Consider the following 24,305-nt stretch of genomic DNA (forward strand, 5'->3'; position numbering starts at 1 on the left):
TGGCGCATCAAATGCAAGGGTATGTTAGTGGATTTGGGCAAACGACGCATCAAGGAATTAGTCAAGGAAGTCAATCAGTTGAAAGTAATAGTCGAGCTGTGCTGCAGTAAAAAAAGCAGGCTCAATTGAAACGTACGGAAAGCCCTAATAATTCTTCCAGTGATAATTTTTCCCAGGGAGGAGGCAACCAGTAATTAAACCTGCAGATCTACTTCTTTTTTCACTCGCTGCTCCGAGTAGGAAAGCGGAATTAAATAAAACTCTCCCCTTAAAAAAGGTGAGAGAATTGGTAAGGTAAAAAAAATCATAACGTAGCAATGGCGCGCATTTCTTTTGGAGATTGACTCGCTGAGACTTCTTCAAGTAAAGGAGTCCTTTAGGTTCTTCTTCTCCTGTTACGAAAGCAATCAAACTGGGAACTGCTTCTCAAAGTAATTTGATTCGAAATATCAAGAGCCTTGAAGGCAGTAGCACCATAATCGCTCGGAGCGGAGGAAGCTGAAGTTGAGGAGTTCCTACCAGAAAAAGACTATGTAAAAAAACTCGAACGGTACGAGGATGCTTTTTAAATAGGCACTATAAAAGTCCCGTGATCGGCTCTCTTTTCACCGCGCCCTACCGGGCGGGCGGTGAATTTTATCAGAAATGTCGACAAAAAACTTTCTAAAAAGTTCCTGCTAACATTTAGCCGTTTTTCTGTTATTTTTCTATCGATCTTAACCTACTGCTTCCAAAATTCAGCGTCTTAGCACTTCTGTGAATTTTTTTTTAACAAGATGGAAAATTTATTCCCTCAAAAATAACTTTTTTCTCTAGAAGCTTAAAAAAAACCTTAAAATATAGGTTATATACACTTCGCTTACCGCTCTCATAGGTGGATTAGAGGACAGGATAGCGTAGAAGTGTGGAAGTCTGAGTTTCATAAATACGTTAATCCTGATGGCGTTTAATAAGGGCCACAGAGAGGTTTAATAAGGGCCACAGAGAGTAATAATAGAACAAGACTTAATAGACAACATAAAAGCGAAGAATAAAAACGATATTAAAATCATATATTTCCAAGCCAAATAAAGAAAAATTATCAATGCTGAAAATTGAAATAAGGTACTGAGAAATCGATCGGTGGCACGATATTTTGTTCTATTATCTTTAGGTAAATAAGTTTGGATTAATGAATCAAATGTGTAATTGGTAGTTACGATCAAAAGAAATAAAACTAAACCTATCCTTTCAATAAGGATAGCTAAGCCTCGAGAAATTTGAGCAATAGGAAGATAATGCACAAGCGAACTCAATAGAAGAGATGGAATGCAAACTGTCAAGATAATTACACGCACTGAATATCTACGCGATAATTTTTAAATAAAGATTTCCGTTACTGGTAGACTCATCTACCCAAAAAAAACAAAGAGGTTCCAATTCAAAAGCCGGCCGAAATGAAACAAGGGCTCAATAATTTCTGGTGAATGAGAAGTTCTTTTCTGAAGATCACCTAAAAATAAACTCAAAATAACTACCAAGCCTATCAGAATCAATAATAAACTAACAATTCTAAGAATGAGTGGAAGAGGAATGTTAACAGTAAATTGATAAATTTTATGTTTTACGAAACGGCTGGCCGTAAAAATAATAAGAAAAAGAAATAAAAGAAGGCTAATGGGACTTATTCCTGCTAAAGAGCTAAGTGCTTAGGGAACTATTAGGTGGACGATTAAGAGAGTATAAAAAAAGCGAGGATTCCTGAAAAGGTAAAGGTTGTAGCAATACCTGGAAGCGAGTTGAAAATGATGCCAACAGTGCTATCGGGTTTAGTATAAAGAATACAGTGTAATGTCGTACTTTAAATAAGCGTCTCTATGAAGACAGAAACTAATTATTCCAAAACTTCTGGCAACCAGGGGCATTACTTGTCAAGGGAAAATCGCCCCAGTCAAACAAAAAATTTGAAAGTATAGAAGAAAATAAAAAAGACTGTCCTACTCTACGGAAATACAAATTCCCCCAAAATAGCCACGAGACTCAACTCTAAAATTAGAATTTTTAAAATCTAAAAATGCAATTTTTTATAGGGTTTTTCGTTTTCATGAAGAACCAGTTTTTTTATTTCTTAGTGGCATTAAAATAATTAGAGCGGCATAAAAGTAAAGATTAAATACGTTTTAGAGAAATAAAGAAGCTAAGGAAGAAACCAATGGGTTAAAAGAATGGCAAGAATAACCACCCCTAAGACTAGTGGAAGTGAAATTCTATAGCAAGCATAAAATATTTTCATGAAATTATTATTCTCAAATAAAAACTATTTTTTAAACCTCTATACGGACCCTATTTTTTTCCATATTTTCGCAGAGGCGATGTTTGACGAAGATAAGCTTATTGCACTAGCAGAAAATATTTTATAAGTCCGTGGAGAAATCAATCCTGCTTTAAATTTTTCTTCAACATCGACTCGCATAAGGTTGTCCATATTCCTCAACAAGGCGACTGGTCGTGGCCATGACTTGTTCGAGATCGCTATCCAATACAATAGAAAATCACAGATTTTTTTGTTGAAAACTAAAAACTCACGAAAAGCTGCGCGTTTGCCATCTATTGAAGGAACTAATCGCTGCCAGATGATTAAACGCAAAATTTCGACAATATCGATGGTTCGACCGATTTGCTCCTCTTGGGGAAAACTACCCACCATACGGCGAATGGTTTCTGCCACTCCATTGCTGTGCAGCGTAGTATACGGGGTGACTTGTTAATGCGGCTTCTAATACCGCACTAATCGTTTATCGTTTCATTGTCACCTGCTTTCCGCACTAAAATTAAATGCGGTTTGCTACGCAAGGCATTTCGCACTCCAGCGGAGAAAGATGGTAAATGGCACGGAATTTCTGATTGACAGACACTACCTGTAGGAGTGGTGAGAGAATCATATACATATTCGATAGGTACCTCAAAAGTGAGAATTTTCCGATGACTATCGGGCGCCTCAGCGAGTTTCTTAATGATGGCCACAAGGAGTGTACTTTTTCCTGAGCTTGGTTGCCTCTGTTACATAAATGACTTCCTCTTGCGGAGCAATGGCGTAACAGCTGAAGGTAAATTGAGTTTTGACAGAGAAGGAGATTCCGCCGGAATAGTGCGAATGATAATTTGGATTCCTTCGTGTTCGTCTACATGACATCCAGTTCCATTCACCAGATAACGAAAGATCTCATTACGATTAGGTCTTATTTCATAGTGAGTATAGATATCCTCGCCTCGCATGATTTGCGTTGTGCCATTTGGTCCGTAGATGGTATTGAGAAGATCGCCGCTTTCTGCGTTGGAGAGTTCCCGTCGTGTGACTGTTTGAATACGGCCATAGACTTCTACAACAATTGGTCGGCCTGTTTGAATTGTGATGTTGGATGCGCCGAAGCGATGACAGTAAACCAGAAATAGATCGATATACTTCGGTTCAAAACGAGAAGGTTTATGAGAATAAAACTGTGAGTTCTCTATTGACATAGTTTTTTTTATCCTTTCAACCCTGCCCAAATTCTCTTTTCTTACCTCTCACCTCGGAAGAGGGTAAGGGAGCAAAAATATGTTTTCTTCACTTCTGAGGTAGGAAAATATTACGGCGAATAACTCCCCGGCGTTAAAACGGGGTTCCAATGACTGCTACTCAGGTTGTAACGCCGATTGGGCGGTAATTTGCATAATCTCACATCATTATTAATTCAAATCTGATTGGCGTCTCCTGTAATGCCCAGCTTGGTTTTAGCGACGACAGGGGAAGTAATCATCCCTTTGAGCCAACAATTTTCGATATAACAGCATTCCCAAATAATCGCGTTTTAAACGATTTAAATTCGTTGCAAAAATTTCATTCGCTTGCTGTAGACGACCATCTTTCCAGCCTTTTTATATAAAAATTCGATATTTGAGCTTCGGATTTATCTTTTGGTAGCAATGAATCATCAGATAAATCCGGTTCTTGGTAATCAAGCTATAAATAAATACGCCAGGTGGGAGGTGCTGTTACAAACCGAGCATCTGCAATGATTTTGTAAGTTTTGTTGGTGGTGCGAATCGTGTCATCATTGGCCAGATTAAGATTAGCTTGTGATTCGACAATACCGATGGTAAAATATTATTTTTAACAAAAGCTTTTTGAATCAAAAACAGGATCAAGGCAACTTGACTGCTTTTCTAAAGCGGCATCGATATGTTCCGATCGCCATACCAAAGCACCTCGTGCACCGAGCATAATAGCGATTTCACGCAACCCTTGTTGACGAATATTATTCACCTGCCCATTTCCCGAGGGAAGTTGATTCATATTTACATAACTCATCTCTGCGAGTGGTGGCTCGTCGGCACTCCCACGATTAGCACAGCCTATTGCCATAACAGTGCTAGCGACAATAATCATCAATCTCTTTAAAAAACGGAATTGTTTCATAACTAACTCGTGTGATAACGTAGCTCGATGGTTCAAGTGGATGGATATAAAGTAATATTTGGCTTCTTTTCTACTTGATAAGTGGCGTCTCATAAAATTTCTGCTAAGGGTACATCGGTTGAATTAATTGCAACGAGTACGGGGATTACAGGTCTTTTCCCTAACACGCGCAACTTGTAACTACTGGCCCGAGCAATTTTCGCAATAAAGGCTCGATGGGGCCATTCCAATCCAAGGAAGTTTGTTAAGCCATACCAATGGTTCCTAGATTTAAAGGGGAATAATTTCGCATGCGGGTGAGTTGCCATTTGAATTAACCGATATCTGTTGCAAAGAATGGTCCACGGATACTGCCGCTTGAGCCAATTGGGCTTGAGCATTTCTATCCGTAACCCTTACAGGTGAGCTATCCTTGGTAATATAGGAAAAGGATTAACAACGAACACAATGTTTGTTTTATTGTTCTACAATTGCTTAATTAAAATAAGAGTTGCGATAAAATCCATCCTCGATTTTATTTAATCCTTTAAATTAGCTTAAATTTTATGGAAAGAACCTTAAGGTAATATTAAAATGTGATTTGTTAATGGTACATCAACTCATCAAGAGAAACGGCATCTTTGGAATAGCTGTTTTTAACAAGCTCATTGATGACATCAAGAAGACAAAATAACCAAAGTACACCCGGCATAAATTCATCGAAGGTTATTTTTACCTCTAAAAGGGATTGCTCAGTATCTTCGTAAGTAGCATCTAACGTATAACCTAAACAGAGTGAAGCCAATTAATCAGCTCGTTTTGTAAAGCCCAGTAAAAGATGGGTATCAGAAAACATTTCGGAATAAGTTATTTGGCGGCCTTTAAAAAGTAAAGTTAGCACCCATTTGGGGCATTATAGTTAGTTTGTTAGCAAGGTCCATCAATGATCCCACCAAGGAATAGCAATCTTGCGTTGCCCAGCAATAGTACTACGAAACCAGCGCCAAAATACTTCGATAGTAAAAAAACCATAGAGATTAAGAATAGTGAAAAAAGCATTTCTATCACAGAAACGATAAAAGTCTACCATTGAATATTAAATAAAAACAACAACATTAGAAAAAATGAGTTTCGTCTAATGATTTCATGCGGATCTATTTTTACTAATATTAAAAAAATTTAACACGGTTTAAAGTAACCCCCTTACCTATTTAATATTCTCTTAAGCTTCCGAGCGCAAAATGGCTCAAAGATTAAATTTCCATTAATTAGTAAGGGTAAAACATGGTAGTAAGAGCAAATGAGCCACAAAGAATTTTCCTAGGTGAAGTTACTAATAAAGTCACTCAGTTGGTAAATCTCCTTGGATCAGAAATTGATGATGTACGAGCAAGAATTTCTCTGGACAAAGCTAGCGTCAATCTGTTTTGAAAGCGGCTTGAAACGGATTCAGATTAGACACAACTTCCTCAATTTGGTATGAAATAAAACTGAATGGGAGATGGCCATGAGCTTTAGTTTGTCCAGCATTCGTTTCGAACTAAAAAACGAGAACTTAAAATTAAAACGCCATTTGATTGAGAGCGTGGATGAACAGAGTGCTCAGTTTATCCAGATGGCAAAAGCGTTCTATGCAAAAAGTCGCAGAACGGAAGACGATTATCAGCAGTTTTGTGAGGCAATATAGCAGCGGCAGAGCAGGTGTTATGCGCGGACAATTGGGATGAGTCGCTGTTCTTACGCGATATCTTGAAACCGATCCGAAAGATTTATTATGAAGAAGCTTTGGTTTTAAGAGAAAAATTAGGAGGAGATGAATCGACTAAAAAGTTGATAACACTACTAGAGCTTCCCGAAAATAAAGTAAAGTTATATGTTTCGCTCTACCAATCCAACGGCTATGATTATAAACAATGGGCGGCTCAGCTAACTTCATTGGAAAGTTACATGATTGGTCAGCCAGTTTATAAAAAATGAAGCCGATACAATGAAGACCATTCGGCTCAAGCTTTCACAGCTATCAGAAGTCTATGTTGTTGTTGCTGTTGACCCTACGCATTATTTCTGAGAAGAATCGACCGCGAAAAGATCGGATGCGAATTATATTAGTTACTTTAATGCCTGATGGTATAAAAAGCGAAAATATCCCATAATTTGTTCATCAAGAAAAGCGTTATTATTACGCAAAGCAAACGCAAGAATTAATTTTAAAATCTAACGAGATTACATAATGTACCCAGCGCAGAAAAATACGACAGATCAGAAAGCTAATTTCTTTTTGTTATTAGTTTTGTTGACTATTGGTGTAATTATTTTTGTGTGGCTAGAAAAACGCTATATTGTTGCTGGCATATTTTTTATTCGTCATTATGAAATTGAGTTAATTAAAAGCGTTTTAGATAGATTTAATGTGGTATTGAGGTTGGGTACACCTTCCTCCCATTTAAAGAGCATAACTTAATTTTTTGGCAGCACTTTATGGGTATAGGAGATAGAAATGAAATTACATTTCTTGAAATAGGAGCTCTGAGTACCGAAACCGATTTATGTTTACCTTATCCTGTAATCCTAATTTTATTAGGATTCGCTACTTGGATGTTATTTCACAATAGTTCCCCGTGGTTTCATCATAACCATTCGATGGAAAGTTTGAAGAAATCCGAGGTTGAAAATTGCTCACAAATTATACCCGTCCTTTCTTTAAATTTATTAGAACAAAATCTCGACGAAGGACCATGGGCTATGGTGAAATTATCGCTTGATTTTTTCAAAGAGCACCATGTATTGGAAATTACTAAAATTAACAAGAAAGTTTGAACAATTAAGCCCGCTCCTGTAGAACCATTATTTGTACTTCAAATGAGACCCTTATGGAAAGGGGTAGATAAGATGCTTTACCAATTCATATTAAAGCGCTTCTAGTTGTTTTTTTTTGATCGGGGACATTGTAATCACAAAGTGGCTGACGATTTATTAATTCAAATCGCAAAATCCTCCCTTCATGGAAAGTTAGATTTTAGTGGAGTGGAAGAATTACTTCTCAAATATAAAGAGTCCAAACTCATTAAGTGGCTGAAGACGCATCACGCCTACGTGGGTACATTAATGGCGACTTTATTACATATTGGAAGAGTGGAAGGGAGTGTTAACGACGGCTAAATTTTTGTAGTTAAAACCCGTCGATCGGCGTTTATGGTTTATGGTACATGTTAAATAGTGTAGGAAGGGTAGACCGCCGTTATAGAATTGGCTAGTTTATTTGCTCATTGTCGAGCAGAAAAAAAGATTAAATCGTCCTTTACGGGCTCCCATGGTTAAGGAAGTCGTAACGGCATTGGATAAGGAGATAAAAAATGTCCTTTATGTGGGCGGAAGACGAACGATGGTATACCAGAAACTCGGTTTAGAAGAAAAACACGAACATTTTTATGCGCATATCTTGCGCGACACGCGCACGTTAAGCGTACGCATTGCCGATTTCTTAAAAAATCTGCGATGGGTAGTTACTGCTTGCGATTATTACCTTTTTCTTTAGTTACTTCGCCGATATATTTTTATTGATAGGAAGAAGAACTTTGGTTCAGCAATGAAGATATGCATACGCACGTTTTAATTTTCGGATCTACAGGAAGTTGTAAAACCGAAGCAATGGTATCGTTAGCTTATAATGCACCTTTGAAAGGCAGTGGTTTTATCTATGTCGATGAAAAAGGAGATAATTCGTTTTTTGCTAAGATTTTTTCCATGGTGCGGTCCATGGGCCAAGAAGATGATTTATTGTTAATTAATTTTATGACCGGTGCTCGGGATATTATTGGTCCTCAAGAAAAAAGTTATCGAATACCTTAAATCCCTTTACAAGCGGTTCCTCGAGTATGCTCGCTCAACTTGTAGTGAGCATGATGGATAAAGCCGCTACTAAGCCTGATGGCGATATGTGGAAGGGCCGAGCAATTCGCATTTACTTAATCATTAATGAAAATTCTGGTGGCTATGCGAGATGCAAGGCATATTTTATTAGACGCTAATACTATCCATAATTATTTTCATTTACCCAAATTGGAGGCAATTGTTTTTGACAAATTATTCCTGAGAGATGGTGAAGAGCTCATTAATCTAGAGAACATGCCACCTACGGTAGTAATGGAATCTATTGTAAATTATGTATTAACACTTCCCGGATGCAATAAAGAAAAGAAAGGAAAGCAAGTTTCTCAAGTATTAGAACAGCACGGCTTTATTACCATTCAATTAGTGCGAGTGTTTACTTCGCTCGCAGATATTTATGGTCACATCATGCGAATAAATTTGGCAGAAGTAGATTTTTGCGATGTGTTGCTTAATCGTCGTATTTTGTGCGTTCTATTATCGGCATTGGAAAAATCTCAAGATGAATTATTGAGTTTGGGTAAAGTTATTGTTTATACTTTAAAGGCGATGACGGCTTCTAGTTTGGGGAACCGGACAAGATTTGCCAGATTTCCAAAAAGCTTCTAAAGAAGAAGCTTTATCGATAGTCTGTATGAAGCTTGAAGACCCTACCCTTGGAGACCCCTACCCGAAATCTGGGATTTCTTCATAAGATCAGCTGGTGAATCTTATGTGACGTATGTTGAAAGTTTTCAGGTCGATCAAGGAAAGTAGCGTATTGGATACTTATCAAGATGCTAAAGGTGCTCGTGTAGAAAAACGGGCGCGGATCGACTTATTGGATTTAAATTAAAGGAACAACGCCAGGGGAAGCACACTTTTTCTTTAAATCAAAAATCGTTCGTGAAAAGTTTTTTTATTCAGATCCTAAACCCTCAAAAAATCTGAGGCTTAATCATTTTCTTAAAGTAGATGGGCCTATTCTTAAAGTAGATGGGCCTAACGATTCCGATGCTAAGAAATTAATAAAAAGTTTTGAGTATTTTGAAAAATTAGCCGGGAAAAAATTACATTTGCTGATATAGAAGCCAGTAATGAAGAAGTAGAACAAGTTTCACAAGCTTTTAATGACAATGTGCTGTGTTAACGCCTTTGGATTGCTCGCTACTGGCCTTACGAAGATTCTTTAAGGAAACAGATATTCTCACAGATTTCTTACAAGAATTAACAGGTACAGAACAAGAGGTAGATTATTTAAATCTTTTTACACCCTTGCATTTATTGGAGCACCTGGAATGGCTTGTTATTACTAGTGATTTAAGTGAATTTAGAAAACTAATCCTCGATCGTGGCTACTGTCGTGATCAAATTGAATATATTCAACGCTTGTGTAGTACTAAAAGTAGCTAACAGGCAATGAATATTGCGATTGAGATAATTGGTGATATGGAGAAAGGGACGTAATACCCCCCCCCAAAATTAGCTTTCACGAAGATGGCAGTGATATTTCGAATGAGGTGCAGGAGATGATTTAAGCTATTTCTTTCAAGAAAAAAGAAGTAGTAGAAAAAAGCCATCAGAATAGATTTAAAATTTAAAGAGTTATTGAAGGTAGCGGGGTGAATATATTAAAAATTAATCGATTAAGACAATTTCTATTTTCCCTTTTTGTTATTTCGTTAGCGGGTTTGTCAGGATCTCTTACGTGTACCGCCATATCCTCAGAAAGGGTTACCCCCATCCCCCAACCTTCATTGTCAGAGCAGAGATTCGTGCTCATTACATTAATCAACTGCATGAGAATGGGGTGTAGGTTATAAAATTAGGGGAAATTTTGGAATTTGTTTTGTTAAGCGATTATTTATTTAACGCTAATTCCGTGAATATTCGCAGTGATTATTGTCAAGTCTTAAAAACCGTCGCAGCATTGATAAATTCCTACCATAAAGTCAGTGTAAAAATAGCTGCTTATACTGATAATTTGGGCAACATTCAAAGACAACAGGCACTAACTACACGTCAAGCTTAGGTCGTGGCCAGTTTTCTTTGAGCTCGAGGGATTAATGCTCGTTTAACTTATGCTCAAGGCTACAATCCCCAAAATGCTGTGGATTGGAATGGTAGTTTTCGAGGTTGCCATAACAATCGACAAGTTGAAATTGATTTTAGGTTTTATTCCAAATACATACCTTATGCCTAGAAGCAGAAATGATATTAGATAAAGAACAACTAGCTTTACAAAAAAATAATCTTTATCGCGATAATTATCGGCGCTTAATGAGTTATTTGATAAATATGGTCATTATTGGGCTGGGTTTATTAGCTGTTTTAAGTTATCAAATTATGACAACAGGAAAGACTACTTATTATGCAACAACCACCACAGGATGAATTATTCCTTTACAGTCTTTGGACATGCCTGTAGTGACACACGTATTTACTCCAATGGGCAGCATTGGCATCGCGTACGGCTTATAACTTGAATTTTGAGGATTATCAAAAGCAATTAAAAGTGGTGTCATCGTATTTTACAGGTGATGGTTGGGATTTTTAATGGACGCCATGAAAAGATCAAATGTTATTGATTCTTTGACTGAGAATAAATTATTTATGGCATCGGTGGTTGATGGGCCTACGGTTATTTTGGCTAAAGATATTGTTCATGGCCTATACCTGGCGCGTGCAATTACCGCTGCTCGTAATTTACACCAGTGCTAATGAAGAACGAAAAGCACACTTTGCTGTTACGATGGATATCATTCGGGTACCTGTAATTGATGCTGCTAAGAGTATTCAAATATTCAAATTAATAAGTTTAGCGTAGTCATAGAATAGTTATGGTGGAAAAAAGCGACGGATTACAATTAGTCATTTTGTAAAATGCCTTTTATCGCCATAATTATCGTGGAGCGCTAATTGCTTTATTATTTATAGTGATAATTAATTGTGTATTAAGATTTATGATTTTTTTTTGTAAATAGACCCATCGACCCATCCGCCTCAACCAACTTATTTCGCCACTACAGCCGATGGGCGAATTATCATGCTGCATCCGCTAAACGATCCAGTTTTGCCTGGATTTTATGCTGAAATGGGCGACAGATGCAGTGCGAAAATCCTTTAGCTTGGATTATGTGCGTTGGCGGGAACAACTTCAGGACGCTTCCAATAATTTCACACCCAATGGGTGGAAGTGGTTTTTGAGTAGTTTAAAAAAGTACTAATAATTTAAAATAAAAACGTTAGTGGATTTAAAAATGGTTTCTAATGCGACGCTCACAGGCGGGCCGGCCAACTATAGTTTGAAAATAAGTAGTAGGTGGCCATTTTGCTTAGAACATTAAAATGTCTTTATTAGTAAGTTACCTGAGCGAAGGACATATCATTAGTATGCCTATGGAGGTAACCCTGATTGTAGTTCGGGTGCCGGCTCAGAATTATCTGGAGCGGGTCGCAATTAACAATTTTTTAGCTCAAACAGTCAATCCGAATGTGCTGACTACGGAATGAGATGGGTAAAATTAATGAATCTTGATGAAGAAGAAGTGAGAAAATGGTGGTTCGAAAAATTTTAATAGGTTTACTAGGTTCTTGCATTTGCTTGAATATTATTCCTGTTTTAGCTGATTATAATTATGGTATTACCTCTTATAAGCTATGAATTCTCCCCCGAATACGTCTGATGCTTCTCAAGCAACTGAAAATAACTACAATAAAAATGAACGGGCACTTATCGATCTCTTATTAACTAAGGCCCGTGCAAATAATAACGCTAACAACAACACTGTTAATAATAATCAAAATGATTCTTCCTCAACTGCGATGGTACAAAATCCCTGTCTTAGTGATTAAGCATTTGCCAAAGCCATCTGTAACATGATGCCGCTTTTACTGGAAGGAATTTGCACTGTATTATTTATTTGACTAAAGTCAGCAAGCAGCAGTCGCTTCGCCAGGTATACCCCGAAGCTGACTTCAGCATCTGTGATTGTTAATTTATCGCCAGGAGCAACTCCGCCCATTATTCGTTTGTCCTCAGGTTTTGTGACATCATTGGTATTTTTAGATTCCAAAGGCGCTCCTTGGCGAATTCAAGCATGTGATTTGGGAGATCCAAACAGCTTTAACCATCCAATGGAATAAAAAAGATAACACCTTATTAGTTCCAGGAACTCAGTTATTATAAATCCCGAAATTTAGCTGTAATGTTGCAAGGTTTGGACACGCCGGTGATATTAACTTTGATACCAGGGCAACGATTCGTTGATTATCGCGTTAATTTGCGAGTACCTGAAATTGGTCTGAATGCTAACCCTGTTTTAGGCGGACTATCAGCCACAGAAAGTTCCCAATTATTAGAGGTTTTGAATGCCCGTCCCGCGGATAGTAAGTCTTTAATGATCGCTGGAGGTGGAAGCGACTGTCAAGCGTGGCTGATTAAGGGACATCTTTTTTTACGAACTCGGTTAACAGTTAGTTTTATCGCCGGGATGGGTTTCGACGATGAGTAGTTCAGACGGAACACATGCGTATGAGTTGCAGATACCCCCCCATTGTACTTGTTTCGCAACGGGGTCAATTAGTTAAGTTAATGATTGAAGCGTTATAAGATGTCAGAGTTTTTAAAAAAAATTTTTTACAAAGTTCGAAGTTCCGAGTAATTTCAACAGCAGTGGCAGTAGTAGTTGTTGTCATTTCTGTGATTGCGGTATGGCATGAAAAAGCAACAGAAAATGCATTCGAAAGCGCAGCAATAGTTGCTTCCCACCCGCTATCCAATCAATTCCAGGCGTAGGTAATCCTTTACCCAATTTTGAGCTTTCACATATGTGAAAGCTCAAAATTTGCAAAACGCATTACAGGCCAACGATACCCGACTCGGAAAAAGGCAACCAGTTTTATGCCCACCATCACGCGGCAAAGCTTTATTGGATCTCCCGAGCAATTTAAGCAAGATCAATCTCCCACTACCGCATCTCAGCCTGGAAAGAGGGGGTATCCTATTAAAAAAGTGGTTTATCTTTATAAACCCAATCTGGCTAATTGTGCTGTAGAAAATTTAAAATTAGCTCGCAATGCTGGGGTTACCACTGAAGAATTAGTCTGTCAATCTTGTTTCTGCCCCTTTTTGCGATTAGAGTGATATGCAGCAGGGGAATTAAAAGATGTAGGCTATTCAGTTGAAGAATTACAAAAATGTGGTTTTGATTTAAATCAATTAAAAGAAGCTGGTTTTAGTGCAGGTGAATTGGCTAACACTGGTTTTTCTCCAGACCAAATCAAAGCAGCAGGGTATACACCTGCGGGATTGCAAGCGGGAGGAATATTGGAAGCTGATTGTAGCGTTAGTACCTTTAAAGCAACTCGAGCTGTGGGCGCGACGGCGACTGGTTTGCGAGCGAAAGGATGTGATGCAGCTACATTGAAAGCCGCTGGTTTTTCGGCAGCCGATCTTCGCGATGCGGGTTTTACAGCAGCAGAGTTGAAAAGCCTAGGGTTTTAGGTGAAGGACTTAAAAGACGCTGGTTTTAGTACGGCGGATTTAAAGAAAGCGGGCTTTTTAGTGCCGGGGGGAATTAAAAGCCGCAGGTTTTAGTGCCTCACAATTAAAAGATGCCGGTTTTAATGCCAAGTAATTACAGGCGGCGGGCTATTCAGCAGCAGAACTTAAAGAGCAGTTAAACCAGCAGCAACAGCGTGATATGGAGGAGCAAATGGTAAGGTCAGATGAGTTTACAAGCTCGAAAATTAATGGTAGGGTGGAGTAATGACGAGGCGTAAACTTATCAAGTTGAGTTGCAACAACCCAACACCCACAAATAGTGGTGGAAGTGTTAATCGAGATACCACTATTAAAGTGACAGGACCTGTAATCAAAGCGGGAAGTATTCTTTTGCTGTTTTGGATATAGGAATCAACAGTGATGAGAAAAGTCCTATTTTGGCCACTTATTGTCACAGGCAAATTTCACAGGCAAATTAAAAGGCACCAAGTTAATTGGGAATTTTGTCCGGGTGGATAAGAAAGTATTCCTGAAATTCAATGTAATAAATGTGCCTGCTTCCGACCACACCTTATAGCGTCAATGCTGTAGCGATTGACCAAAATACGGGGCGCGTACGGCGGTTTCGGGTGCCGTTAATAACCATTATTTATTTGCGTTATGGCACTTTATTCGCTTCAGCCTTTTTATCAGAACTTTCGCAAGGAATTATTCAGTCAGATGTACTCAGGATTGCTTTTTTGGAATATGTCATACCACGTAACAAAATTAAAACCCGGTCAATATTTGGCTTTAGGTTTAGGTAATGCAGTTGAACAGTATGCGAGTGTGATGGGTCAAAATTTCAATCTTCCACCGACAATTAGGGTTCCATCGGGCACAGGTATTAGTTTGTTGTTTATGAGCGATATTATTTTTCCACAACCACTGCCGACGCATAATTGAAAATTGTTAAGAAGAGGGTGATTATTAATGAGTATTGAAAATCAAAAAAAAACAATGAGTAATGACGAGTATCAATATCCCTAATGAAGAAGTATGTTACGGAAATTACACCCTCGGAGGAGAAAGAGACTGAACCAAAGCGTATGAATTTCTTTGTTCGCTTTGTGCAGAATAATAAGCGGATTACTTTAATCATTGGCTTAGCACTTATTGTGCTTATTGCTTTTAAGGTAATGAACTTACATAAAGCAACCAATGCGGACACCGCTCAACCTGTTGTGGCGGCGAAACCCCAACCTGTAGTGACCCAGCCTGATCCAGAAATGTTGAGTGAATTAAATTGCGCTGAAACAAGGTGAGAAAAACAGCTAGGCTACCATTGGACAAAAGTTGAAAAGCCAGCTCCAAGATGTATGTAACCAGCTAACCAGCTTGCTTAGGCTTATATGCAGCAGTCGCAACTTAGCCAAGCCATGACTGCTTTGGCTGGGAAAATGAAACAACTCGTGCAGACCATTAAAAAGATCACCAAGCTCTTTCTGCTGAGAAAACTGCGAGACTGATTGCACCGACTGCACTACCGTTCGTTCCATTTAAAAGCTATTGTTCCAGGACGAGCGTGGATCATCAGCAATGATGGTTTGGCTGAGTCGGTATCCGTTGTAGAGGCGACACCGTGTTTCAATATGGAATCGTCAAAGTGGTAGATGCTGATCGTAGTATGGTTGCTCATGAGTTCCTAAAAAGTGATTGGTTATGGGGCAAATGATCGCTAGCGAGCTTGCTAGATTCGGGCCTTAGGAGAGAAAACTCATTGTGAAACCAAGAAAATGACTTCAGGAATTAACCAAAGTGTTCTTAATGCACAATTTAGGTTATATGGCGAATATGCTCGAAGTCATTGCCATTCCTTACGGGTTTGGGATGATTATTTATGATGGAGCTTTTTCGTATCAAACGGTACAGTGAGATGCGAACGTTCATGTCTTCGTTCATGTCTTATCTAAATGACCTTAGCGGGACCTTTACTCACTTTGTTAGGTGATATTTCTCTTCTTTGCCTACCTTAGTATTGCGAAGTGCTCTCTTAAACTTCTGGTCCACCAGTAACCCTTTGCAATATGGAGGCAATACTACGCGCTTTGAACAGCTTATTCCATCCTATTATTGTTTTTGTGGGATTAGATTGGTGGGGGGTTATTCGAGGGATTTTGCTTTTTTCTCAGCAGGGCATGAACAATCACAGCCAGGAATGGTAAGTAAAGCTATCCTGGATGTTTTTGGGGCATTCTCTGCGTTCATGTTCTTGGCACTTTGGATTTATTGCGATCTGTGCTAGGAATAACCTCTTCTTAAAGAATTTAATATTCAGTTAATTCTTTCCTAAAAATTTCGAAGCAAGCACGTTTAGTACGAAGGAAAGGTTTTGCTTTTCTCTTTTTATAGTTGTTACCATTTTAAATTCCCTTATAAAGATTGGGAGTGGATACTCGAGAAGGATAGTTATGCGTAGTCTTTTATTTGCTGTTAGCTTAACTGCTGGGAATCAGCAAAAAATGATGGCAGATTTTAGAATATCTTATACAAGACGAGAGGCTTTATTAAAAAAAATCTTATCCTATTTCCATTGATAATCAATATATTATCTTCATTGTAGCCTCTTATCGAGGAGTAGATTACAAAGATCAATTATTGAGCTTGTTAAATTTTTTATATTCTTTGCAGGAAGAAGGTACTATTTCTTCTGATGTGGATGATATTGCTAAGAATTATTGTTACATACTTGGACAGAAACGAGCTGAAAAGGGAATGCACAAGGAGCTTTTGGCAGAAATACTTGAAAACAAAAATGAGGAGCGTCGACAAAAAATAAACACTGCTTTTCGTTTTATTCGTTTTATATTAGAAACCCATATAATGTCGAAAAAGATAGGCTGAGGAACAGAAGTTCTCTAAGAGCTTTGGTAAATTGGTTATATCTCAAAAGAAATGGTTCTGTTCTATTTGATATTATTGTCTTGTTGCCTTCTTTGTATTTTACAGATGAAAAATTGTATTTGTTGAGAGAGAAAGTATAAATACGTTTTTTTGTCTGCTAGCGTTATTCGAGCAGCTTATGAAAAGACATCAGGAGGGGATTTTTTAAAAGAAAAGGAAAAAGTACTTCAAGCTTACCAAGCAGAAAATCAAAAAGATGAACTTATCATCCCATATGTTAAAAAAGAATTAGCTATTCTTGATCGCAAAGATTCAATGGTGAAAAGGATATTTCGGATTTTGAATACAATAGCTTTTTCAATGGCCTTCCCGGTAAAGATTTATGGTTCTTTAGTGTTGTTAAATGGCGAGGAGTTATCAACAACCATTATCGCTGATGCCTATCCACATTACTGCCGAATGTTAGCAGAAAAAGTAAACTCCCCTGAGACCAAAACAATAAAGACTACAGCTGAATTTTGGAATGCAACAATTTTATTCGAAATTTCTGACAAATTAAGAGAAATAGATTTAACGGCTGAGGCTCCAGACGTTCGAGTAGCAAAAGAGGTTTTTCTAGCTGCATATGAAGAATGCCAAAGAGGGCTTTCTGAAAACTCGCGAAAATTAGCAGAAATTAAATATTATGGCACTAAAATCCAAGCTCATTTGCCTACCCTCGTTTCTGAGAAGTTAACTCCTTGCGGATTAAAGGGATTCGATAGAACAATTTCCTTTTATGAAGCAGTAGCGAAAGGGGAAATACTTTTAGACGAACAGATCAGCGTTTAGGGACGTTATATGTTAGGTAAAGGAATTAGGGTTAGCGGTGGTGCCCAAGGTATCTATGTTTTTATTTCTAAATCAGGGTCATTTTTGTTGGCTTTATAGAGGAGTTCACGAAGATCCTTACGCGAGAACACTTTCTAAGATAATACGAGAGAATAATTGCTATGAAAATTTAATGTTGCATCATGGTGAAATTTTAGATCGTTTTAATCATCGAAATAATTTTTCGAAAATAGACCTTCACCCAAAATAATAGATCGCTGGCTTTGTTAGACATATTTCAATCACGACCCAGTGGTGGCTGCTATTTGTCGAACTAAGACCTCATGTTAATCGGTTATAAAACGAATTTAATGTTGTGCCTATCGATAAAGCAAAAAATTGTAAAGAAGAATTCTTGGCGTAGGTTGTTCAGATTGCCGAAAAATTTCAACTAAAAATGGAGATTTAAGAGAATACCTTCAAGGTTCTATGCGGTTTGCAATAGTGACAGCGCATAAAGCAATAGGAATGTCCTTTTTTTTGTGTAAGGAAGGAAAGTTATCTTATTTTCCTTCTGAGAGCAGAGAAATGCTGTAAAGACGAATAAGCATTAAAAGAGGTTTGTTATCAGAGCACAAAGAAAATCTGGGCGGATTTAGAAAAAATTCAGGTAAATCCTTCTGTGGCTGTAGGGCTGTAGGGCTGTAACGGAAAGAAGAGGAGAAATTGGAACTTAACTTCGGCTAATAATTAAAATTATAGGTAGCTCTGTATACGACTTAAAAATGCCCCTTTCCCTCCTCCCGCCGTGCGGACAACAATACCTCTCTCTTTCTATATTTGTCGTATACAGGACAGAACAAGATTCCCGGGCTTAATTTTTTCCCCTAATATTGGAGTGTTAAAATAATTCTGTAAACTTAAATGTGGAATAATTTTTATGGATTTTTTGTATAAAGATCTTGGGTTGCTCTTACAAGGGCGTACCAATAAGAAACGGCGTTTGGAATTTTTAAAAACTTTATTAAAGGTTCTAGAACCCGTTTTTGAAAAAAAGAAAAACTTTGTTGTTGGCGCAAATGAGCTTGTTAATCAACTGAGGCAACACTTAATATCAAATTTATCCAAGCTTAATCTGTTTGCGCTAGGAGACGACATTCATTTTAATCGATTGGCAGAAGAGCTCGTTATCTATGCGGATAAATATGGCGACGGCAGTGAAAGACAATACAAAGCGATTAGTAGTATCATCGCCTTACAATACTCACTGAACGAAATTTGTCGGCGGCAATTGAGAAAACTATAATATTCCTAATTTAGATCATTTAGATAGGATTTGGAATAAAAAGTCTGCTGTAATTCTACAATTACATGCCTCTTCGAATCCAGGATTTGAGAATAGCGGTGCGAGTCTTGGTCATGAGATCTGAGATCTTTCATCAGAATAAAGGGCTTAGGAGTAATTTGCGTCAGAAAAATATTTCTTTGTATCTGGTTTTAAAGAAACGGCAAATTGCTCATCGCTTGCATTAAACCTTCCAAGAATTACCTGACTAGAAATTGAGCAGTTTTTATACCAGATTTTATTATCAAAAGAATCGGCGAGTCCTCTCTCAAAAGCGAGACAGTAAAAATAGATTAGGCGTTATCTGGCTGCTGATTATTGGGTATGCATTAGGGGATTGCGCCAGGCGTAGTATTATCGCTATTAGTCGCTTTACCTTTAGTAGTCGCTTTACCTTTAGCTGTCTACTCTCTCGCTACTTTTCGTCGCGAGGGACGTGGAAATTTTGGCAGTCGCATGGTATAAGGTACTTTGTGAAAGAACAGAAGCCGTTTCAGGACTTCGATTGGGCTGGTAGACTAGAAGCTACTTCCATTAAGCGCAGGACGACGAAAGTGGAGATTCCCAGTCCCCCTATTTTTCTGCAGAGGGATTTAAGTGCCTGTTAAGCGATTTTAATATTTCCTTAAGATTACCTACGTTTAAGATTACCTACGTATAGTAAACCTAAAGAAAAATATCATTTTTTTGGAGATCGACAACTATGCAAACAAGGATAGTGCACTTATTTCGAGCACTGTTAAAACCTCTTTTGTTGGTGGCTTCAATATTTGGTGTGCTATTCGCCGGGGCTTCACCGGCTACTGCCACAACTTCTGGTATTGCCCTATCCACTATATTTCAGCTAACGTAGATTCTTCCATAAAGGAGCTTTCCACTGTCCTCAGTGATATCTCGTTGATTGCTGGAGTGGGTTTTGTTATGGCTTCTTTCTTTAAGTTCCTAAGTTCCATTAACATAAATTGAATCCTACTCAGGTAGGTACCCATCAGCTAAGGCATAACCTTTTTGTTAATTGGTGCGGGCTTAGTGTTGTTTTCTACAATGTTGCCTACAGAAAAAGTGGCTGTGTTTGGAATGTTTGCTCAGATTGATGCCGTGGAGGCAGATTCATAAGTATTATTGGTTGGAACGGTTAATTCACTGTTCAAATGGCGTTGCATAACATCGAATTAGCAGCTACGGAAGTAATTGGCGATTATTTATAGTTAGAAAGGCTGATCCAGCCTTTTCCGCCTTTCAAGAGAAAGTCCTTAAACATGATGGTTACACCTACCTGCCAATATTGTGGATTTCGAGGCAAACGACACCTTGAGGTAGTTAATCTTCACGGGAATTATCGCAATAATTGGCTTAAGAATTTAGCTACGGCTTGCAGTTTCTGCGCCCAGTGTTTTTTTCTTGAACTGATTGGAAAGGACGAATTGGGGGCGGTTATGCCACGGAAGCTCGCAATATTTATCGCAGTTTCAAACTTCGTTCTCAAGCGGTGGAGAAACAATTAGGAGAAGGTTTGAGTAATCCTGGTTTATTTGGGCAGTTGTTGGTAGATTCTCAGATGGCAAACATAGCCCCTCTTTCAATAGAACTTTTACCCCAATGTTACGCTTATTACCTAATCTAACGCGGTTTTCTTTATCCGTGGAAGCGTGGGTACAAGACGGCTTAAATGAATTAATGTTTGAGTAAGTGTAATGAAATTTATTAAACCGATTGTTGAACTTTTCGATATCTTATTTCCGTGGTTAAGTAACTCCTTAAAACAAAATACTAGCGCTTATTGCGAATTACAAACGGTGATGTCTCAGCCTGAACATGTGATTCAGGTTTATTATTAGTTATAACAAAGATGAAGTGCATGGCGAAATTAGCAAGATTTTACAGCCTGCTAAACAAACCGCAAAGAGGATTGGATTGCAATTAGGTGATTTATTTAAAGAACGAATTAATTACTTAGCTGGTTATTGTGCTCATGAAGAAATTTATTTGGTTTTATGGACGCGATTGAAATCGTTGACAAAAGAAAAACTTAAACGAGCAACGAAAGATAAACGAAAACAAATTAATAAACAAAAACTGCCTCCTTTAAAATTGACTCAGAACTTAATTGCCGTGATTCCCCGATCTTCGTGAGAATCATGATTCTTTTCGAGATTGGTGACCTTTTTTATTACCAGGCGACAAAATTACAATAAAAGAAACAAAAGGCGGCGCTAACGAAATATCTGATATTTTATGGCCTTCATTGGCGTGGCAAATATTGCCACCACGAGACGCCGAAAATTTGAATTTGCGTAGAGCTAGCGTGGGTGATCATATTTATGCCACAGTATTTATCAATTTATTTTCCAAAGATATTCAGACTTTCGCCCGCCTTTTTGCGCGGACTTTACAAACACGAATTCCCTGACGAATTTCGTTTTTGTTTGAAAGCAATGGGTTAGAAGGAACAGGTATTGGGAAATGTTGTCATTTGTTTTAAGCGTAACGTTGGCGCAAAACCGCTTAATTCATGATTCCTTGAATTTACTCAACTATATCAATTTGAACACCGATGACGGTGTGGTGAAGTTGCGGGTTTCGGCAGCAACCTGGTGGCTCCCTGAAGGGGATATTCGTTTGCTGCGAGCACGGGCGCTGCTATGTTAGCTAAAGCGATCGAAGGGTGGGGTTCCTGTGATGTATCGAAAATTCCAGAGGGGCGATACTTATGAGGGCGTTGTTTTCACGATGGTCGGTGTGTCTGGCATCATCAGCGTTGCTCTGGCGTCTATCGCCACTCTTTCTGACGTACTTTATATGTTACCGCTTTTTCGGCTGGTATCTCCTTGGGAACAGGGTGCTATATTATTCCCTTCCCCCGATGGCAAGCCCTGGGCCCTATTAACCCGGTTTGCATCAGCAAACTACATGGATCGATTTGTTTTATCCACGACCAGGTTTTTGTAAGTTGGTAAGTCTGTATTATCTAATGCGGTTAATTTGGCAGTTTGCTTGTCTACTGGAATTCAATGGTTGCCCCATATTGCGATTATCGATATAGGCCCTTCAAACAGCCGTTTAATTTTATTGTTAAAAGATGTTTTGCTCGCTGATAAGAAACATTTAGTAGCTTATCATCGTTTACGGATGTGCCAGGACTATGATGGAATTAATGATACGCAATTGGCTTCCGGGTGGTACCCTACCCCACTCGGTAGGAGTACGAGTTTTTAGTGAATTTCCTAAGTCTCTTATCAACGCCGATTGGGTTCGGAAAAACATACGACGGTGTTGGGGATATGGCGGGTTTAATATTATCGACGAACTTTACAAAAATAAAGCGGAAGATAGAAATCCTAATATCTTTGCTTTCGGAATTGAAGAAGATATCGATAGAATTTTAGAGGAAATTGCTTTTGTTCAGGATGAGTAAACAACATGGTGGGAGATCACTGATGCTTTGTTTATGTCAGGCTTTAGTCATGAAGTATTATTGGCTTAACGACATGCGCCTGTGTTAGCAGATTTTGCGGCTATTTGCCAATTATCCGCTATCTAGGATTTATACAGAAAAATTACGGTGTCCACTGGCCTTAATTCACCCTTTTGCACGAATGATTTCGAGCGCTGTACGGGAATATCTGATTATCTCGGAAGTAACTCGTTTTAGTTTAGGAGATGCTCGAGTAGTCGCGTTGGACTTAGATGAAGTCGCGTGTAGTGGAGGCGACGCCGCCAATCGCCAAACTGCTGTTATGTATATGTTGGTACGCTATGTTTTAGGGCAGTATTATTTCCTCACAGATGATAATTTGGCCGATATGCCAGAAGCCTATCGTCGCTATCACCAAATACGAATTACAGAAATTCGCGAAGATCCAAAGCGGATTGTTTTTGATGAATTCCATAAGGCCCGTAAGTGGAAAGTACAAGTTGCCTTATTGTTGCAATCCTTGGAAGATTTTGATGAAATCATGGTGGAATTTTCAACATTGGTATTTATTATGGATGCGGGGCCAGAGCAAGCCGTGCGAAAAAGCGCTGGAATTTTTGGATTAAGCTCAACAGCTGAAATTGCTTTAAAAACCCCGGTGCATGGGCCATGGGCCTTGAGAAAGAGGTGCTACCTTTTAGCCCAATTTACCACGAAGAATGGATTAAATACCCAATTGTTGACGTCCACTTTGAGGCCCATTGAGCTATGGTCGCTAAATACAACCGCGGAAGATGTCAATATTCGTAACCAGCTTTATAAGCGCGTAGGACCTAAAGAAGCATGGCGGATTTTAGCCAGTTTATTTCCTTCCGGAACTGCAACTAAAGCGTTGGAAGATCGTTATTCCGAATACAAGGAAGAAGATCGGATTATTGACGACACTGCAAAACAAAGCATTCTTTAAGGCTTAATTGACGAAATTTTAGCAAACCTGTTACTCTGAAAATGAGCGGCGCACCGTTTTATCTACATAATTTTCAATGGTTACTGGGTAGGGGTGGGTTCTGGATTGAGACCAGATCGAAGAGGATGAGGCTGGAGTGTTAATTCAGAATTATATTTTTTCTAAAATTAACTTAGTTAAGTAAGTGGTGAGTTCATAAATGTTTTCAAAATTTAGGAGGACATTCGTTTCAATCGAACATTTTCTCCCAAGTTTTGCTGTAAACGATTCTCAAGCTCTACAGCCATCAAAGAATCAATACCTAGTTCAGAAAAGTGTTTATGAATATCGATAGTTTCTTTAGAAGAACCGAGTAAGTCTACTAATTCCTGTTGGATTAGCGCGCATACCTGATTATAAATTTCGTTTTTATTTTTTTAATCATAACGAACCCACTCTCTTATTAATAAATTTTTCTTTTCAGAGATTGACCGTTTGGTTTTATTACGCCGTATTTTGCCACTAGTCGTTTTCGGTACTGTTTGAAGGGGTAATAGGCGAATTTAATAGGTTACCAATTGATAATCTCTTAAAATGTCACGTTTGATAGCGTTAATAATTTCGTCCATGACTTTTTTGTAAGTTTCTGGGTAAATTTCTTACAATAAGAAGCTGTTCTCTTCCATCCACATCGATGCTGAATGCGGCGCACGTGCCCATTCAAATGGTGGTGTGGCTTTCCTAGATCGTTTCTTCGATATCTTGGGTAATGGTTTTTTCCGTTGATTAGAATTAGATCTTTTATTCGGCCCGTTATAAACAAGTTCCCATTTTCGAGAAATCCAAGATCGCCCGTGCGCAGAAAAGGTATAATTGGATAATTGACTAAATATGCACGAAATATTTCTTCAGTCAATTCCAATCAATTCCAATAGCTTAAAGCAACACTAGGGCTATTTATCTAAATTTCCCCCATAGTTTCTTGAGGAAAAATCTCTCGAGTAGTTGGATCCATGATAATAACTTGATTAAAAGGCTTACCGTAGTTAATAAAACCCCCTGCATCTGAATCGTTTGGATTGACCGATTGTAAGCGATGTTTTTAATAAGGCTGTT

24 protein-coding genes and 8 pseudogenes are annotated in these 24,305 nt (G+C 38.4%); 25 read left to right on the forward strand and 7 right to left on the reverse strand.

The window, feature by feature from the left end; genetic code table 11:
- Positions 1-2,311: 2,311 nt before the first annotated feature.
- The 6 genes and pseudogenes from dotB to CleRt_RS14540 all read right to left on the reverse strand — a co-directional run bounded on the left by dotB (position 2,312) and on the right by CleRt_RS14540 (position 5,507).
- Positions 2,312-3,498, reverse strand: a pseudogene (dotB, locus tag CleRt_RS01260) (Dot/Icm type IV secretion system ATPase DotB).
- Between the two features lie 255 nt (positions 3,499-3,753).
- Positions 3,754-3,858 carry a type IV secretory system conjugative DNA transfer family protein gene (locus CleRt_RS12950; protein ID WP_306686888.1) on the reverse strand — a complete coding sequence of 35 codons (105 nt, stop codon included), beginning with the start codon at positions 3,856-3,858 and terminating at the stop codon, positions 3,754-3,756.
- A gap of 124 nt (positions 3,859-3,982) precedes the next feature.
- Positions 3,983-4,438: pseudogene (locus CleRt_RS12955) on the reverse strand (type IV secretory system conjugative DNA transfer family protein).
- 32 nt (positions 4,439-4,470) lie between these two features.
- Positions 4,471-4,870 (reverse strand): annotated as a pseudogene (gene dotD / locus CleRt_RS08185) (type IVB secretion system lipoprotein DotD); the annotation flags it as partial.
- A gap of 151 nt (positions 4,871-5,021) precedes the next feature.
- A pseudogene (locus CleRt_RS01275) lies at positions 5,022-5,358 on the reverse strand (type IV secretion IcmS family protein).
- On the reverse strand, positions 5,358-5,507 hold the full coding sequence (locus tag CleRt_RS14540) for a hypothetical protein (RefSeq protein ID WP_157870778.1): 150 nt from the start codon (positions 5,505-5,507) through the stop codon (positions 5,358-5,360). Before CleRt_RS14540 ends, CleRt_RS01275 begins: the two are co-directional and overlap by 1 nt.
- A 194-nt stretch (positions 5,508-5,701) precedes the next feature.
- Between CleRt_RS14540 and CleRt_RS09765 the strand changes: the two genes are divergently transcribed.
- The 25 genes and pseudogenes from CleRt_RS09765 (at position 5,702) to CleRt_RS01365 (ending at position 23,280) form a co-directional block, all read left to right on the forward strand.
- Complete coding sequence (locus CleRt_RS09765; protein ID WP_157870779.1) at positions 5,702-5,848, forward strand: hypothetical protein; 147 nt, start codon at positions 5,702-5,704, stop codon at positions 5,846-5,848.
- Positions 5,849-6,118: 270 nt separating this feature from the next.
- Positions 6,119-6,394 carry a type IVB secretion system protein IcmQ gene (gene icmQ, locus CleRt_RS11230; protein ID WP_235379123.1) on the forward strand — a complete coding sequence of 92 codons (276 nt, stop codon included), beginning with the start codon at positions 6,119-6,121 and terminating at the stop codon, positions 6,392-6,394.
- A 253-nt stretch (positions 6,395-6,647) separates the two neighbouring features.
- Positions 6,648-6,878, forward strand: a complete 231-nt coding sequence (locus CleRt_RS11235) for a hypothetical protein (RefSeq protein WP_235379124.1) — start codon at positions 6,648-6,650, stop codon at positions 6,876-6,878.
- A gap of 17 nt (positions 6,879-6,895) precedes the next feature.
- Positions 6,896-7,234 carry a hypothetical protein gene (locus tag CleRt_RS11240; protein ID WP_235379125.1) on the forward strand — a complete coding sequence of 113 codons (339 nt, stop codon included), beginning with the start codon at positions 6,896-6,898 and terminating at the stop codon, positions 7,232-7,234.
- Between the two features lie 141 nt (positions 7,235-7,375).
- The gene (locus tag CleRt_RS11245; protein ID WP_235379126.1) at positions 7,376-7,576 is read left to right on the forward strand and encodes a secretion/conjugation apparatus DotM-related subunit; all 201 of its coding nucleotides are present in this window, start codon (positions 7,376-7,378) and stop codon (positions 7,574-7,576) included.
- Between the two features lie 223 nt (positions 7,577-7,799).
- A pseudogene (locus tag CleRt_RS01290) lies at positions 7,800-9,822 on the forward strand (phosphoesterase).
- Between the two features lie 299 nt (positions 9,823-10,121).
- Positions 10,122-10,316 carry an OmpA family protein gene (locus CleRt_RS10660; protein ID WP_200899566.1) on the forward strand — a complete coding sequence of 65 codons (195 nt, stop codon included), beginning with the start codon at positions 10,122-10,124 and terminating at the stop codon, positions 10,314-10,316.
- Between the two features lie 179 nt (positions 10,317-10,495).
- Positions 10,496-10,678, forward strand: coding sequence for a hypothetical protein (locus CleRt_RS12960; protein ID WP_306686752.1), 183 nt, complete (start codon positions 10,496-10,498; stop codon positions 10,676-10,678).
- Between the two features lie 88 nt (positions 10,679-10,766).
- Complete coding sequence (locus tag CleRt_RS12965) at positions 10,767-10,841, forward strand: hypothetical protein (RefSeq protein WP_306686890.1); 75 nt, start codon at positions 10,767-10,769, stop codon at positions 10,839-10,841.
- 56 nt (positions 10,842-10,897) lie between these two features.
- A pseudogene (locus tag CleRt_RS12970) lies at positions 10,898-11,111 on the forward strand (DotI/IcmL/TraM family protein).
- Positions 11,112-11,264: 153 nt separating this feature from the next.
- Positions 11,265-11,411: a DotI/IcmL/TraM family protein gene (locus tag CleRt_RS12975; RefSeq protein ID WP_306686891.1), complete on the forward strand. Its 147-nt coding sequence runs from the start codon at positions 11,265-11,267 to the stop codon at positions 11,409-11,411.
- A complete protein-coding gene (locus CleRt_RS12980; protein ID WP_306686753.1) occupies positions 11,371-11,511 on the forward strand; it encodes a DotI/IcmL/TraM family protein in 141 nt (46 codons plus the stop codon). Before CleRt_RS12975 ends, CleRt_RS12980 begins: the two co-directional genes overlap by 41 nt.
- 121 nt (positions 11,512-11,632) lie before the next feature.
- Positions 11,633-11,797, forward strand: a complete 165-nt coding sequence (locus CleRt_RS12985; RefSeq protein WP_306686754.1) for a DotI/IcmL/TraM family protein — start codon at positions 11,633-11,635, stop codon at positions 11,795-11,797.
- 147 nt (positions 11,798-11,944) lie between these two features.
- Positions 11,945-12,139, forward strand: coding sequence for a hypothetical protein (locus CleRt_RS11250; protein ID WP_235379127.1), 195 nt, complete (start codon positions 11,945-11,947; stop codon positions 12,137-12,139).
- 132 nt (positions 12,140-12,271) lie between these two features.
- Complete coding sequence (locus tag CleRt_RS12990; RefSeq protein WP_306686756.1) at positions 12,272-12,430, forward strand: DotH/IcmK family type IV secretion protein; 159 nt, start codon at positions 12,272-12,274, stop codon at positions 12,428-12,430.
- Between the two features lie 62 nt (positions 12,431-12,492).
- Positions 12,493-12,798, forward strand: a complete 306-nt coding sequence (locus CleRt_RS12995) for a DotH/IcmK family type IV secretion protein (protein ID WP_306686757.1) — start codon at positions 12,493-12,495, stop codon at positions 12,796-12,798.
- Complete coding sequence (locus CleRt_RS13000) at positions 12,791-12,874, forward strand: hypothetical protein (protein WP_306686892.1); 84 nt, start codon at positions 12,791-12,793, stop codon at positions 12,872-12,874. The genes CleRt_RS12995 and CleRt_RS13000 overlap by 8 nt, the downstream gene beginning before the upstream one ends.
- 85 nt (positions 12,875-12,959) lie before the next feature.
- Positions 12,960-13,082 (forward strand): hypothetical protein, encoded by a 123-nt coding sequence (locus CleRt_RS13005; RefSeq protein WP_306686758.1) that lies wholly within the window; start codon positions 12,960-12,962, stop codon positions 13,080-13,082.
- Positions 13,083-13,187: 105 nt separating this feature from the next.
- Complete coding sequence (locus tag CleRt_RS11265) at positions 13,188-13,430, forward strand: hypothetical protein (protein WP_048874902.1); 243 nt, start codon at positions 13,188-13,190, stop codon at positions 13,428-13,430.
- Between the two features lie 30 nt (positions 13,431-13,460).
- A pseudogene (locus tag CleRt_RS14485) lies at positions 13,461-14,735 on the forward strand (TrbI/VirB10 family protein); the annotation flags it as partial.
- An 83-nt stretch (positions 14,736-14,818) separates the two neighbouring features.
- Positions 14,819-15,094, forward strand: coding sequence for a hypothetical protein (locus tag CleRt_RS11285; RefSeq protein WP_235379130.1), 276 nt, complete (start codon positions 14,819-14,821; stop codon positions 15,092-15,094).
- Between the two features lie 1,333 nt (positions 15,095-16,427).
- Positions 16,428-16,673, forward strand: coding sequence for a hypothetical protein (locus tag CleRt_RS01340; RefSeq protein ID WP_157870780.1), 246 nt, complete (start codon positions 16,428-16,430; stop codon positions 16,671-16,673).
- Positions 16,674-16,823: 150 nt separating this feature from the next.
- On the forward strand, positions 16,824-17,504 hold the full coding sequence (locus CleRt_RS01345) for a hypothetical protein (protein WP_048874906.1): 681 nt from the start codon (positions 16,824-16,826) through the stop codon (positions 17,502-17,504).
- Between the two features lie 919 nt (positions 17,505-18,423).
- Positions 18,424-18,789, forward strand: a complete 366-nt coding sequence (locus CleRt_RS01350) for a hypothetical protein (protein ID WP_048874907.1) — start codon at positions 18,424-18,426, stop codon at positions 18,787-18,789.
- Between the two features lie 1,733 nt (positions 18,790-20,522).
- A pseudogene (locus CleRt_RS01365) lies at positions 20,523-23,280 on the forward strand (type IV secretion protein IcmB).
- Positions 23,281-23,422: 142 nt separating this feature from the next.
- On the opposite strand, the gene CleRt_RS13850 reads toward CleRt_RS01365, so the two are convergent.
- A complete protein-coding gene (locus CleRt_RS13850; protein ID WP_082160494.1) occupies positions 23,423-23,611 on the reverse strand; it encodes an acyl carrier protein in 189 nt (62 codons plus the stop codon).
- Positions 23,612-24,305 lie beyond the last annotated feature (694 nt).

The sequence above is a fragment of the Candidatus Coxiella mudrowiae genome (genome assembly GCA_001077715.1).
GTDB lineage: Bacteria > Pseudomonadota > Gammaproteobacteria > Coxiellales > Coxiellaceae > Coxiella > Coxiella mudrowiae.